13 protein-coding genes and 1 pseudogene are annotated in these 12,899 nt (G+C 71.8%); 5 read left to right on the forward strand and 9 right to left on the reverse strand.

Annotation, left to right across the window (positions count from 1 at the left end):
• Positions 1-93 precede the first annotated feature (93 nt).
• A complete protein-coding gene (locus tag OHU35_RS34025; protein ID WP_189721388.1) occupies positions 94-1,083 on the reverse strand; it encodes an Lrp/AsnC family transcriptional regulator in 990 nt (329 codons plus the stop codon).
• Between the two features lie 181 nt (positions 1,084-1,264).
• Here OHU35_RS34025 and OHU35_RS34030 point away from each other — a divergent pair, with 181 nt between their 5' ends.
• From OHU35_RS34030 to OHU35_RS34040, 3 genes are all read left to right on the forward strand, one after another.
• The gene (locus tag OHU35_RS34030; RefSeq protein ID WP_229872753.1) at positions 1,265-1,705 is read left to right on the forward strand and encodes a hypothetical protein; all 441 of its coding nucleotides are present in this window, start codon (positions 1,265-1,267) and stop codon (positions 1,703-1,705) included.
• A gap of 20 nt (positions 1,706-1,725) precedes the next feature.
• Positions 1,726-2,568, forward strand: coding sequence for an AraC family transcriptional regulator (locus OHU35_RS34035; protein ID WP_189721386.1), 843 nt, complete (start codon positions 1,726-1,728; stop codon positions 2,566-2,568).
• A 64-nt stretch (positions 2,569-2,632) separates the two neighbouring features.
• On the forward strand, positions 2,633-3,097 hold the full coding sequence (locus OHU35_RS34040) for a VOC family protein (RefSeq protein WP_189721385.1): 465 nt from the start codon (positions 2,633-2,635) through the stop codon (positions 3,095-3,097).
• A 32-nt stretch (positions 3,098-3,129) separates the two neighbouring features.
• Here the strand turns inward: OHU35_RS34040 and OHU35_RS34045 are convergent, their stop codons facing one another.
• Positions 3,130-4,659 carry an MFS transporter gene (locus OHU35_RS34045; protein ID WP_189721899.1) on the reverse strand — a complete coding sequence of 510 codons (1,530 nt, stop codon included), beginning with the start codon at positions 4,657-4,659 and terminating at the stop codon, positions 3,130-3,132.
• A gap of 303 nt (positions 4,660-4,962) precedes the next feature.
• Between OHU35_RS34045 and OHU35_RS34050 the strand changes: the two genes are divergently transcribed.
• Positions 4,963-6,519 (forward strand): Re/Si-specific NAD(P)(+) transhydrogenase subunit alpha, encoded by a 1,557-nt coding sequence (locus tag OHU35_RS34050; RefSeq protein ID WP_189721384.1) that lies wholly within the window; start codon positions 4,963-4,965, stop codon positions 6,517-6,519.
• A 6-nt stretch (positions 6,520-6,525) separates the two neighbouring features.
• The gene (gene pntB / locus OHU35_RS34055) at positions 6,526-7,959 is read left to right on the forward strand and encodes a Re/Si-specific NAD(P)(+) transhydrogenase subunit beta (RefSeq protein ID WP_189721383.1); all 1,434 of its coding nucleotides are present in this window, start codon (positions 6,526-6,528) and stop codon (positions 7,957-7,959) included.
• 184 nt (positions 7,960-8,143) lie between these two features.
• Here pntB and OHU35_RS34060 read toward each other — a convergent pair whose 3' ends face one another.
• The 7 genes and pseudogenes from OHU35_RS34060 to argG all read right to left on the reverse strand — a co-directional run bounded on the left by OHU35_RS34060 (position 8,144) and on the right by argG (position 12,870).
• Positions 8,144-8,869 (reverse strand): DUF1775 domain-containing protein, encoded by a 726-nt coding sequence (locus OHU35_RS34060; RefSeq protein ID WP_359888132.1) that lies wholly within the window; start codon positions 8,867-8,869, stop codon positions 8,144-8,146.
• A 719-nt stretch (positions 8,870-9,588) separates the two neighbouring features.
• Positions 9,589-9,912, reverse strand: a complete 324-nt coding sequence (locus OHU35_RS34065; RefSeq protein WP_405508055.1) for a hypothetical protein — start codon at positions 9,910-9,912, stop codon at positions 9,589-9,591.
• 144 nt (positions 9,913-10,056) lie between these two features.
• Positions 10,057-10,305 carry a hypothetical protein gene (locus tag OHU35_RS34070; protein WP_405508056.1) on the reverse strand — a complete coding sequence of 83 codons (249 nt, stop codon included), beginning with the start codon at positions 10,303-10,305 and terminating at the stop codon, positions 10,057-10,059.
• 71 nt (positions 10,306-10,376) lie between these two features.
• On the reverse strand, positions 10,377-10,760 hold the full coding sequence (locus tag OHU35_RS34075) for a hypothetical protein (RefSeq protein ID WP_405508058.1): 384 nt from the start codon (positions 10,758-10,760) through the stop codon (positions 10,377-10,379).
• Positions 10,760-10,945: pseudogene (locus tag OHU35_RS34080) on the reverse strand (ATP-binding cassette domain-containing protein); the annotation flags it as partial. The gene OHU35_RS34075 and the pseudogene OHU35_RS34080, both read right to left, overlap by 1 nt.
• Positions 10,942-11,220 (reverse strand): hypothetical protein, encoded by a 279-nt coding sequence (locus tag OHU35_RS34085; RefSeq protein ID WP_189721379.1) that lies wholly within the window; start codon positions 11,218-11,220, stop codon positions 10,942-10,944. The gene OHU35_RS34085 and the pseudogene OHU35_RS34080, both read right to left, overlap by 4 nt.
• A gap of 195 nt (positions 11,221-11,415) precedes the next feature.
• Positions 11,416-12,870 (reverse strand): argininosuccinate synthase, encoded by a 1,455-nt coding sequence (gene argG / locus OHU35_RS34090; RefSeq protein ID WP_189721378.1) that lies wholly within the window; start codon positions 12,868-12,870, stop codon positions 11,416-11,418.
• Positions 12,871-12,899 lie beyond the last annotated feature (29 nt).

Genomic DNA, 12,899 nt, shown 5'->3' on the forward strand with positions numbered 1-12,899 from the left:
GTGTCCGTGATTTCGAACGCAGTTCGTGAATTCGGCCATGAGTCGGTCAGAAGATAAGTGGGGCTCTTACCTCCGTCAACGGTTCGGACACGCCTAGGGCGCGGCTGTGCGTCTCGGCTCGTAGGAGAGCTGCTTGATACGGCGCAGGGTCAGCGCGGTCTCGACGGACTGGACGCCTTCGAGGGCCCCGATCTTCTCGCTCAGGTACGTGTACAGGTCCCCGGCGCTGCGGTGCAGAGTCGCGGCGAGGATGTTGGCCTGGCCCGTGACGGCCGCGGCGAAGGGGACCTGGGGGTGCTCGGCGAGGACGCGGCCGACGGAGGCGAGGGAGGCCGGGGCCACGGTGAGCCACAGCATCGCCTCCACCTCGTGGCCGAGGAGTTCGGCGTCGTGCTGGACGTCGAAGTAGAGCACGCCGCTGGACCGCAGGCGTTCCAGGCGCCGCTTGACCATGGACTCCGACTGGCCGGTGGCCGCCTGGAGTTCGGTGAGCGTGGCCCGTCCGTCGTGCCGGAGGACGTCTAGGAGCGACTCGTCGTCCGCGTCCAGGGCGACCGGGCCCGTGGCCGTCGCGACGGGCGGCGGGCGCAGTGCCGCCTCCTCGTCGGGGGAGAGGGCGTCGGCCTTGTTGAGCCAGCCGAGCGCGCCGCCGTAGAAGGGGTGCAGGACGCAGTGGGCGCTGACCGACGTGACCCGCGGGGTGCGCTGGAGCCGGTCGAAGAGGAGCTCGTCGCGGGCCTCCCGGCTGCGCGGCTTCATCGTGCACATCACCTCCGTGCCGCCGGAGTTCAGGCTGACGTACGAGGTGTCCGGGCGGCGGGCGAGCGCGCCCGCGAGCTGCTCGGCCACGTCCGGGGTGCAGCGCAGCCGGACGATCCAGCTGCTGCGGCCGAGGCGGTTCTCGTCGGTCACGCCGAGCACCTTCAGACGCGCACGGGTGCGCAGCCCCCGGTAGCGCCGGGCGACGGTCTGGTCGGAGACGCCGAGCACCTGAGCGATCCGGCTGAACGGCGCGCGCCCGTCCAGCTGGAGCGCCTGGAGCAGCTTCAGGTCCAGCGGATCGAGGGCGGCGCCGGGTTCCATCGGGGTCTCCTCCTCGGGCGTGATCGCGTACGGACTGCAAGGAGACCATGCCGCCCATTTCCTTGCTGATCACTGACTCCGGCTTTGCTCAATCACCGAGTGGCCGCCTCTACGCTCACACCCGCCCCCCGGATCTCCCCGAATCGCGCACGTGTGCCTGCGGGCACCAGTACGGATGGTCATGAACAGCAGACGCAGACAGCAGGTCCTCACAGCGGTCACCCCCCTGCTCGCCCCGGGGGAGCAGGTCGAGCTCATCTCGCTCGCCAAGGTCGGATCCGTCTCGGTCAAGCGGCGGGTCCTCACCTCCGCGCTGGTCGGGGCGCTGACCGCCGGGACCGTCATCGCCACGGTTCAGCCGCGCCCCTTGTACTGGGCGCTCACCGACCGGCGTCTGCTCTTCTTCGAACCCGGCTCCGTCACCGGCCGGCCCGGCAAGCCCGTGATGATCCTGCCCCGAGACCTGATCGCCGCCTCCCCGGCCCGCAAGGCCCTGCTCGGACTCGGCGCCCAGACCGTGCTGACCGTCCAGGGCGAGGAGAAGGCCCTGAAACTGACCTTCCCGCCGGCCTTCAAGGCGGCAGGCCGCGACTTGGCGGCGCGACTCACGGGCACGGCGTGAACCGCCCGTAGGCTGGACGCATGGCTCGTGCGGCCGAGGAGACGTCCCTCTCGCTCACGGTCCGGCCGTCGGCGGCCGGGCTCGGGTCGTCGATCGGTGCGCTGGGGTATGTCGAGGGTCGGTTCGCGCATGGTGCCGAGCTGGCGCTGCCGACGGGTGGGGCGCAGTTGCTGGTGAACCTCGACGGGGACCTGTTCTCGTCGTCGCCGCTGAGGGGCGCTGACCGGCGTACGCGGGGCGCGGCCGTGCAGGGGCCGTACACCGAGCCGGCGCTGATCGACCCGGCGCAGCAGCGTGCCGTCGTGTGGGTGGCGTTCCGTCCGGCGGGGGCGGATCCCTTCCTCACCGCCCCGGTCTCCGCGGTCCGCGACGAGCTGGCCGGGCTCGACGAGCTGTGGGGCACGGACGGCGCGGTGCTGCGCGAGCGGTTGCTGGAGGCCATGGCCGCCGGTGGCCCGGAGGCGGTGCTGCGGGAGCTGGAGACGGTCCTGCTCGGGCGGGCGGAACGTCCGCTGGAGCCCGACCCGGCGGTCCGCCTCGCCGCCGTGCTGCTCGATCGCGGCACACCCGTGGGCGAGGTCGCCGACCGGCTCGGCTGGACCTCCCGGCGGCTGGCCCGCAGATGCGCCGAGCAGTTGGGGCTCCCGCCCAAACGGTATGCGCGGGTACGGCGCTTCCAGCGGCTGCTGCGGCGCGTGAACTCCGGGGCCGGGGCCCCGGACTGGGCGGTCCTCGCCGCGGACTGCGGCTACCACGACCAGGCCCATCTGATCCATGAGTTCCGCGCGCTCGCGGGGATCACCCCGACCGCGTACGCACCGCGCTCGCCGCTGGAGCGCAACCACGTTCCGCTCGGCGGGTGACGGCCCCCGCCCGGCCGGCCGTTTTCTACAATCCACGGCCCCCGGGACCCGCGATCGTGAAGGCATGACGAACACACCCGACACCCCACCCGACGCCCCGGCCGTCACCCGGCTCTACGCCCGGCTCGTGGTCTCCGACGGCCCCCGGGCGATCGACTTCTACCGCACCGCGCTCGGCGCCGAGGAGATCGAGCGGTACACCGAGCCCGAGGGGAGGATCGTGCACGCAATGCTGCGTCTCGGCGGCGCCGTGATCGCGGTCAAGGACGCCGACGACGGCGACCCGGCGCCGCCCTCCCTCGGCGGCTCCCCGGTGATCATGGCGCTCGACGTGTCCGACGCCGACGTCGTCGCCGAGGCCATGCTGCGGGGCGGCGCGACGGTGGTGTACCCCGTCGCCGACCAGCACTACGGGCAGCGCGGCGGCCGTCTCGCCGACCCGTTCGGCCATCTCTGGATGATCTCCCAGCCGATCGAGGAGCTGACGCCGGAGGAGATCCAGGCGCGTACGACCGGCCTGTTCACCTGACGAGCCCGCCGCCGTACGGTCGTGAGGCGCCGTCAGTGTTTCTGCGCGACCGGTTCCTCCACCGGCGCGTTCGCGGCCGGCCGCCCGCCCGGGTGGCGCAGGGCGCACAGGTACCCGATGCCCAGGGCGATGGCCATGCCGTAGAACACCCACTGGTTGGCCTCGGCGAAGTCCATGCGGATGGCGTTCATCGCGTCCCGGGTCGCCTCGGCGGCGGGGCCCGTTCCGGTGGGCGGCTGGGAGTCGCCGCTGCCCGTGATCGACTCGGTGATGTCACGGGCCACGGTGTTCGCGTCGTCCGTGGACATGCCCCGGGACTGCAGGGTCTGCACCACCTTGTCGGTCGTGACGTGCGTCAGGATCGTTCCGTAGACGGCCAGGCCCACGCTCGCCGCGTAGTTGCGCACCGTCTGGGTGATGCCGGTGACCTCGCCGTACGAGGCGCCGATGGACCGGTTGACGGCGTCCGTGGAGGCCGGCGCGAGGATGAAGCCGATACCGGCCCCGGCGAGCGCCGCGTACGGCCACTGATCGTGCATGGACAGGTCGGTGAGCTTGTTCGCCCACAGGGCGAACCCGACGCAGCCCACCACCGTGCCCAGCTTCAGGGCCGGGCGCGCGCCCTGTTTGTCGAGGATCCGGCCGCCCCACTGCGAGGCGATCGCGAAGCCCACGAAGAAGTACAGCAGGAACAGGGCCGCCTGGTTCGGCGAGGCGCTCAGGGACACCTGGGCGTAGACCGAGGTGAAGAAGAACAGCGGTACGAAGGCGAGCATCGAGAAGAACAGCACCGCCGCGTCCACGGTGAACGCCTTGTCACGGAAGACCCGCAGGTCGATCAGCGGATGCTCCACGTCGCGCTCGAACCGGACGAACCCGAGGAGCACCGCGAGGCCGCCCGCGATGCAGAGCCAGGTCGCCCAGGAGTCCCAGCCCCAGGACCAGGCCTGCTGGAAGCCGAGGACGCTCAGGCCCATGCCGATCGCGATCAGGGCGGCGCCACGGACGTCCAGGGTGCCGGACCGCCGCCGGTCGGCGATGTGCGCCAGCGCGGTGAGGACCAGCGCCACGATCGCCACCGGGACGTTGACCCAGAAGACGGCCCGCCAGGTCCAGTTCGTGAGCCAGCCGCCCAGCAGCGGGCCGAGCGCGGTCAGAGCGCCGGAGACACCGAAGAACAGGGCGAGGGCGCGACCGCGTCTCTCGACCGGGAACACCGCCACCACCACGGCCAGAGCCGCGGGGAAGAGCAGTGCCGCCCCGAATCCCTGGGTGGCGCGGAACACGATCATCCAGGTCTGCGCCGCGCTGCCCTCGGGAACACAGCCGCACAGCACCGACGACACGACGAACACCAGCGTGCCGATCACGACGACCCGGCGCGGCCCGTAGAGGTCCGCGAGACGCCCGCCGAGGGCGAAGAACGCCGCGAGGGCCAGCAGATAGGCGTTCACCACCCACTGCATGCCCGAGGACGACAGGTGCAATTCGCGGACGATGTCCGGAGCCGCGATCGACACGATGGTCTGGTCGATGAAGGTCATGGCGACGGCGAACATCATCGCCGCCAGTGCCACAGTCTGCTGCTGCGGCGCCGATCGGGAGGGGGGCGAGGCCTCGCCGCGCCCCGGGCGCGTGCTGCTCACGCACCCAGTCTGCGCCGGGCCGTGTCATGTCGCATCACAAGGCAACTCCGGCCCCGCGCGCCACACCGATACCTTCAAACGCGTCCCGCGGCAACCCCTGGGCGGTGTGAGGACGACCTCCTCGGCCATGTGACCACGGTCCGCCACAGTTGCGGCGTCGAAGGTGCAGGATGCGGGCACCAAGGAGGACAGGCAGTCGAACGACGAGAGAGGCAGACGATGGCCCCAGCGGAACCGGAACCCCAGCGGATCGGCGTACCCGCCGAGTCCACTGCGGGCGAGACCAGGGTGGCGGCGACGCCGGCCACCGTGGGGAGACTTGTCGCGCTCGGATACGACGTGGTGGTCGAACCGGGAGCGGGAGCCTCGTCCCGCTTCTTCGACTCGGCCTACGAGGAGGCGGGAGCCCGCCTCGGGGACCCGTGGTCGGCGGAGATCGTACTGAAGGTCAACGGCCCCTCGAGCGAGGAGATCGGCCGGCTGCGCGACGGGGCGACACTGATCGCGCTCATCAGCCCCGCGCTCAACCCCGAACTGGTCGAGGAGCTGACGCGGCGGCCGGTCACCGTGCTCGCCATGGACGCCGTGCCGCGGATCTCGCGCGCCCAGTCCCTGGACGTGCTCAGCTCGATGGCGAACATCGCCGGATACCGGGCCGTGGTCGAGGCCGCGCACGCCTTCGGACGGTTCTTCACCGGCCAGGTGACCGCCGCCGGCAAGGTGCCGCCCGCCAAGGTGCTGGTGGCCGGCGCCGGTGTGGCCGGACTCGCGGCCATCGGCGCGGCCCGCAGCCTCGGCGCCGTGGTCCGGGCCACCGACCCCCGGCCCGAGGTCGCCGAGCAGGTCCGCTCGCTGGGCGGCGAGTTCCTGACGGTGAGCGCCGAGCAGGAGGTGAGCACCGACGGCTACGCCAAGGCCACCTCAGACGACTACAACCAGCTCGCCGCGCAGCTGTACGCCGAGCAGGCCGCCGACGTCGACATCATCATCACCACCGCGCTCATCCCGGGCCGCCCGGCGCCCCGGCTGGTCACCGCCGAGGACGTCGCGCGCATGAAGCCCGGCAGCGTCATCGTCGACATGGCAGCGGCCCAGGGCGGCAACGTCGAGGGCACGGTCGCCGGGAAGGCCGTCGTCACCGACAACGACGTGACGATCATCGGCTACACCGACCTGCCCGGCAGGCTTCCCGCCCAGGCCTCGCAGCTGTACGGCACCAACATCGTCAACCTGATGAAGCTGCTCACCCCGGGCAAGGACGGGCAACTCGTCCTCGACTTCGACGACGTGGTGCAGCGGGCCATGACCGTGGTCCGCGAGGGCGAGAAGACCTGGCCCCCGCCCCCGGTCCAGGTGTCCGCCGCGCCCGCCCCGGCAGGGGCCCCGGAACCCGTGGCCGTGCCCTCTCAGACCCCGGCGAAGCCCGCCCGTCCGGCGTGGGCGCCGTACGCCCTCGTCGGTGCCGGGGCGCTCGCGCTGTTCCTGGTGACCGCCTTCTCGCCGAGTGAACTCATCGGCCACTTCACGGTGTTCGTCCTGGCGATCGTCATCGGCTTCTACGTCATCGGCCATGTGCACCACGCGCTGCACACCCCGCTGATGTCGGTCACCAACGCCATCTCAGGGATCGTGGTGGTCGGCGCGCTGCTGCAGATCGGGCAGGGGAACACCGCCGTCACCGTGCTGTCGTTCGCCGCGATCCTGCTGGCGAGCATCAACATCTTCGGCGGATTCGCCGTCACCCGCCGCATGCTCGGCATGTTCTCGAAGGGCTGATCACGGATGACCACAGTCACGGCCGCAGAGGCCGCCTACGTCGTCGCCGCGCTGCTGTTCATCCTCAGCCTGGCCGGCCTCTCGCAGCACCGGACCTCCCGCTCGGGAGTCGTCTGGGGCATCGCGGGCATGGTCATCGCCCTGGCCGCCACCGTCGGTCTCGCCTCCCGGAGCATCACCGCCACCGGTCTCGTGCTGATCGCCGTCGCCACGGCCGTCGGCGCGGGCATCGGACTGTGGCGTGCCCGGGTCGTCGAGATGACCGGCATGCCGGAGCTGATCGCGATCATGCACAGCCTCGTCGGCCTCGCCGCCACGTTCGTCGGCTGGAACGGCTACCTCGACGTCGACGCCGAGCTCAGCGGTTCGCTGCTGGGCATCCATCACGCCGAGGTGTTCATCGGGGTGTTCATCGGCGCCGTCACCTTCACCGGCTCGGTCGTCGCGTATCTGAAGCTGTCCGCGCGGATCAAGTCGAACCCGCTGACGCTGCCCGGCAAGCACATCCTCAACGTGGGTGCCCTGGTCGCCTTCGTCGCGCTCACCGTCGCGTTCGTGGCCCGCCCGAACATCGGCCTGCTCATCGCCGTCACCGTGATCGCGCTCGCCCTCGGCGCGCACCTGGTCGCCTCCATCGGCGGCGGTGACATGCCGGTGGTCGTCTCCATGCTGAACAGCTACTCCGGCTGGGCCGCGGCGGCCTCGGGCTTCCTGCTCGCCAACAACCTGCTGATCGTCACCGGCGCGCTGGTCGGCTCCTCCGGTGCCTACCTGTCGTACATCATGTGCAAGGCGATGAACCGCTCCTTCATCTCGGTGATCGCGGGCGGCTTCGGAACCCCGGCGCCGGCCGCCGACGACGGCGAGCAGGGCGAACACCGGGAGATCAACGCCGAGGAGACCGCGGAACTCCTGCGCGACGCCTCCTCGGTGATCATCACGCCGGGCTACGGCATGGCGGTCGCCCAGGCCCAGTACCCGGTCGCCGAACTGGCGCGCAAGCTGCGCGAGCGGGGCGTCGAGGTGCGCTTCGGCATCCACCCGGTCGCCGGCCGGCTGCCCGGGCACATGAACGTGCTGCTCGCCGAGGCGAACGTGCCCTATGACGTCGTCCTCGAAATGGACGAGATCAACGACGACTTCGCCGCCACCTCGGTCGTCCTGGTCATCGGCGCCAACGACACCGTCAACCCGGCCGCCACCGACAACCCGTCCAGCCCCATCGCCGGCATGCCGGTGCTGCACGTGTGGGAGGCGGCCAACGTGGTCGTCTTCAAGCGGTCGATGGCCGCCGGGTACGCCGGTGTGCAGAACCCGCTGTTCTTCCGGGAGAACACCCAGATGCTCTTCGGCGACGCCAAGCAGCGGGTGGAGGACATCCTGCGCGGCCTGGACGCCCTCGACGCGCCGGTTCCGGAGATGGCCGGCACGTCGCGGTGAACAACGGTGCCCCGCCGGCGCGGTCCGGCGGGGCACCCCGGGCACCGGCCGCCTGTCAGGGCCGCCGAACCTGCCCTGCCTCCCCCGACAGGCGGCTCGCCGCCTCGTACACCAACCGTGGCGGGCGGATCCGTGTGGCCTCCTCACTGGGGAGGCCGCACGGCCGCGGCAGACCGCGTACCGGTCATGCGCGCGCTCCGCCGGTGCGGCGCTGCACCAGCCACCACGCGCCGCCGCCCACGACGAGCAGGGCCACGAGCACGCCGCCCGCGACCAGGCCCGGCGACGGACCGTCGTCCTCGGCCGCGGTGGTGTCGCCGGCGGGGGAGACCTCGGACGGAGCCGGACCCGAGGCCTCGGGTGAGGCGGGGACGGAACTGGGGCGTGGACTGGAGGCGGTGGGCTTCGCACCCGGCGCCGCCGCCTTCAGCTTCAGGACGGGCGCGGGCTGGGCCGGTTCCGTGTCGCCGGCCGGCAGTTCGATCCAGCGGGAGACCTCGCCGTCGCTGTAGGTCTCGACGGTCTTGAAGGCCAGTTCCGCGGCGTCCGGGAGCCGCCGCACCTTGATCTTGTGCTCGGCGTCCACGCCCGTCCCGAGGGCCGGGCCGCCGATGGTGTATCCGTCGCCGCCGGGCTTCAGCTTCCAGCCCTCGGGTGCCTCGGCGAGTGTCACGTCGGCGGGTGCGATGCCCTCGGGCAGGACGACCCGGAGCCGGGTGAAGCCCGCCGAGTCGGACTCCGCCTCGGAGACGAAGGCCAGGGTGACGTTCTCGGCCAGGGCCTGCGGCTTGTCGGCCTCGACCTCGGCGTGGGCCGAGGCCGTTCCGGTCGCGGTGAGGGCGGCTGTGATGACGGCCGCGCCGACGACGGCGACACGCCGTACGGCACAGGCGAAGTGGTACGTGGACATGCGGGAACTCCTTGCTGGTGAAGCCGGGCACGGCGAAGCCGCGGCCCGGACGAGGGGACGACCGGGACGTGGAGACGTCCCGGCGGGCCCCTGCGCACCAGCGCGTGGTCCAGTGTTCGTGTCCATGGGGCGGACGGCGGGTCGAAGCAGCCGAGCAGCGGCACGGCGGGCGGCGCGCCACCGGTGCCCCCGCCGGGCAGCAAGGACCGCCGTACGCGGGCCACGACGGCGGCGGCGGCGCGCCGCACGGTGCGGGCGGCGGCGAACGCGGCCGTCAGTGCCGCGTCGGCCCGGTGCAGCAGCCAGCCCGCCGCCAGCGCGGCGACGACATGGGCGGCCGTCATACCGGCCGAGACCTGGTGCCAGGCATGACCGTCGCCGCCCGTCCCCTGATGCCCGGCATGACCCGCCCCGGTGGCATGGGCGCCGCCCGCCAGGGTCAGGCCGGCGTGCAGGACCCCCTGCGCCCCGAGGGTGGCCGCGGCCACGGTGGGCAGGGAGAGCCGACGGCGGGCGACGGGCCGGACGGCCGCGAACTGCACCAGGACGAACCCGGCGACGAGCCGCCAGGGCACCGCGCCCTCGGCGACAGTGTGGTGCCCCAGAGCCGCGAGCACGCTGCCGACGAGGGCGAACATGCCCGCCCGCACGCTCGCACCGACGTTCACCCCGTCGTATACGTCAGGTACGGAAGGGCTGTTCAGACGGCTATCCGGTGGTCAGTACTCCCTGATGAAGCAGTCGGAGACGTAGCCCTCGACCCCGGTCCGGTTGTTGTGGACGTACGTCCAGTGGTCCTTCACCGAGCCGTCCGGGCAGGGCACGCTCTCCGCGTTGCTCTGCCCGCCCATGTGCGTGTAGCCGTCGCCGGGATTGCCGTGCCCTCGCACGGAGGATGTGGTGCTGTAGCCGCTGTGGATCTTCACGCCTCTGGCCGTGAAGTCCCCCTGGGGCGGCGCCGCGGCGATCGCCGTCGCGGAGAGCAGAGTTCCCAGCAGCGTGAGTAGGGCCGTGGTCGTCACGGTGGCGTGCTTGACGCTCATGAGACTGCTCCTGGCTTTGAGTGATCAGTCGATCACAGAGTGGCATGAGGCTGGGAAGGCGGAGGCCACTGCCGCGATGGCGCGGGGAGCACCGGCGGGGCGTGTGGAAGTCATGCCGTGGGCCGCGCGAGGCTTCTCGCCTCGTCAGTCCGCCGTCTGCGCCGGGTTCGCCGTCACCCTGCGCAGCAGTGGCCTGCTGCCCCCGATCGCGGCGAGCATCGCCAGCGCGCCGGCGGTCACGCAGAGGACGAGTTGGAGTGCGCCGGAGCCGTTGACGGTGGCGCCGGCCGCCTGGTTGAGCTGGTAGCAGCCGAAGACGCCCATCGCGGTGGTGCCGCCGGCCAGGACGACCAGCGGCAGGACCGTCTCACGGACCCGGGCCCGGTCCAGCACCCTCAGCGGGGTGCCGGACAGCCGAAGCAGTCCGTAGACGCGGCGCCGGTCCAGGACGCCCGCGGCGGCGGTCAGTCCCGCGGAGGCCGTCGCACGAGGAAGCTCAGGAGCAGCGTGGCGGTGCTGACCGTGGCGACGCGGTCGGTGATGGTCTCGTCGGGGGCGGACACATAGTCCTGCGAGACCGGGAAGCGGCCCTGCCCGGCGGGTGCCAGGGCGGTGACGGCCGCGTCGATCCGCTCGGGCCCGCCGGGGACCCGGGCGACCACACCGGTGTTGCCGAGCAGCACGGTGTCGAAGCCGCCGTCGTCCACCGTACTGACGGTCGCCTCGACGCCCGCCCGGTCCAGCAGCCTGCGGGCCTCGGCCGCCGTGTGCCGGGCGTCGGCGCCGCCGTCGGTCAGCACCGCGACCTGGTCGGGGTGCTCGGGGAAGCCGATGTCCAGCTGGCTCACAGGACCTGGCCGCCGTCAGGCCTGATGATCCCGGCGAGCGTGTGCAGCAGGGTGGACTTGCCCGAGCCGGACGGGCCCATGACGGCCAGCGAGTCGCGCTCGGCGACCTCGACGTCCACGCCGGCCGGCGCGGTGGTGGAGCCGTACTTCTTGGTGAGGCCGTGACCGGCCAGGACGATACTCATGACGCGGTGTGCTCCCGGGTGGGTGTCAGCGCTCGAACTGCCAGGTGACCCGCGGTGTCGCGGGGTCTCCCTCCGTACCAGCCGTCGATGCGGGCCTCGAGGATGGTCCTCTCCACCGCCAGGTGGCCGTCCGCCTTCACGTGGAACTTGCGGGGGATGGTGTCGATCGTGGTGTGCTGAACGTCCTTCGAGGCCAGCAGCCAGGTGACGAGACCGCCCACGGCGGCCATGGCGGTCACACCGCCGACGGCACCGACGAGGAAACCGCGCTGCATCTCGTACTCCTGGTTCGGGGTCAGGTTCCAGCAGAGGAAGTGGCTCCACTCTCGCCCGGGAGCGCGGGCGCGCGCCTCGGCCGTTCGGCCAGACCCCCGGGAGCCCGGCAGCACGTGCCCTCGGCCGTTCGGCCGATCAGAAAAGGGCCGGCTCGACACCAACGGTGTCGAGCCGGCCCTTCCGTGCGGGTCCGGTCAGTCCGTGCCGGACTCCATCGCGGCGCGGTCCAGCCAGGCGTCCTCTTCGGAGACCTCGCCGCGGGAGGCGATGGCCTCGGCGCCGCCCTCGGGAAGCTCCGGCATGGTGCCGATGAGGCCGGTCGCGGCCGCCTGCGAGGCGCCGATGGTGGGGCTGCCGGTGCCGATCAGGCCGATGCCGGCGTACTGCTCCAGCTTGGCGCGCGAGTCGGCGATGTCGAGGTTGCGCATGGTGAGCTGGCCGATCCGGTCCACCGGGCCGAACGCCGAGTCCTCGGTGCGCTCCATGGACAGCTTGTCCGGGTGGTAGCTGAACGCCGGGCCGGTCGTGTCGAGGATCGAGTAGTCCTCACCGCGCCGCAGCCGCAGCGTCACCTCGCCGGTGACGGCCGCGCCCACCCAGCGCTGCAGCGACTCGCGGATCATCAGCGCCTGCGGGTCCAGCCAGCGGCCCTCGTACATCAGCCGGCCGAGCCGCCGTCCCTCGGCGTGGTACTGGGCGAGGGTGTCCTCGTTGTGGATCGCGTTGACCAGCCGCTCGTAGGCGGTGTACAGCAGGGCCATGCCGGGCGCCTCGTAGATGCCGCGGCTCTTGGCCTCGATGATCCGGTTCTCGATCTGGTCCGACATGCCCAGGCCGTGCCGGCCGCCGATGGCGTTGGCCTCCATGACCAGGTCGACGGGGGAGGCGAACTCCTTGCCGTCGATCGTCACCGGGCGGCCCTGGTCGAAGCCGATCGTCACGTCCTCGGTGGCGATCTCGACCTCGGGGTCCCAGAACCGGACGCCCATGATGGGCTCGACGGTCTCGACGCCGGTGTCCAGGTGCTCCAGGGTCTTGGCCTCGTGGGTGGCGCCCCAGATGTTGGCGTCGGTGGAGTACGCCTTCTCCGTGCTGTCCCGGTAGGGCAGCCCGTGGGCGAGCAGCCACTCGGACATCTCCTTGCGGCCGCCGAGCTCCGTCACGAAGGCCGCGTCCAGCCAGGGCTTGTAGATCCTGAGGTGCGGGTTGGCGAGCAGGCCGTAGCGGTAGAACCGCTCGATGTCGTTGCCCTTGAAGGTCGAGCCGTCGCCCCAGATCTGGACGTTGTCCTCGAGCATCGCCCGGACCAGGAGCGTGCCCGTGACGGCACGGCCGAGGGGCGTGGTGTTGAAGTACGCCCGCCCGCCCGAGCGGATGTGGAACGCGCCGCAGGTCAGCGCGGCCAGGCCCTCCTCGACCAGCGCCGCACGGCAGTCGACCAGGCGCGCGATCTCGGCACCGTAGGTCTTCGCACGGCCGGGCACCGACGCGATGTCGGGCTCGTCGTACTGGCCGATGTCGGCCGTGTAGGTGCACGGGACGGCACCCTTGTCGCGCATCCACGCGACCGCGACGGACGTGTCGAGACCGCCCGAGAAGGCGATGCCGACGCGCTCGCCGGCGGGCAGGGAGGTGAGGACCTTGGACATAGGAAGAGTATGTATCATCACGCATAATC

The sequence above is a fragment of the Streptomyces purpurascens genome (assembly GCF_045040895.1).
GTDB lineage: Bacteria > Actinomycetota > Actinomycetes > Streptomycetales > Streptomycetaceae > Streptomyces > Streptomyces purpurascens.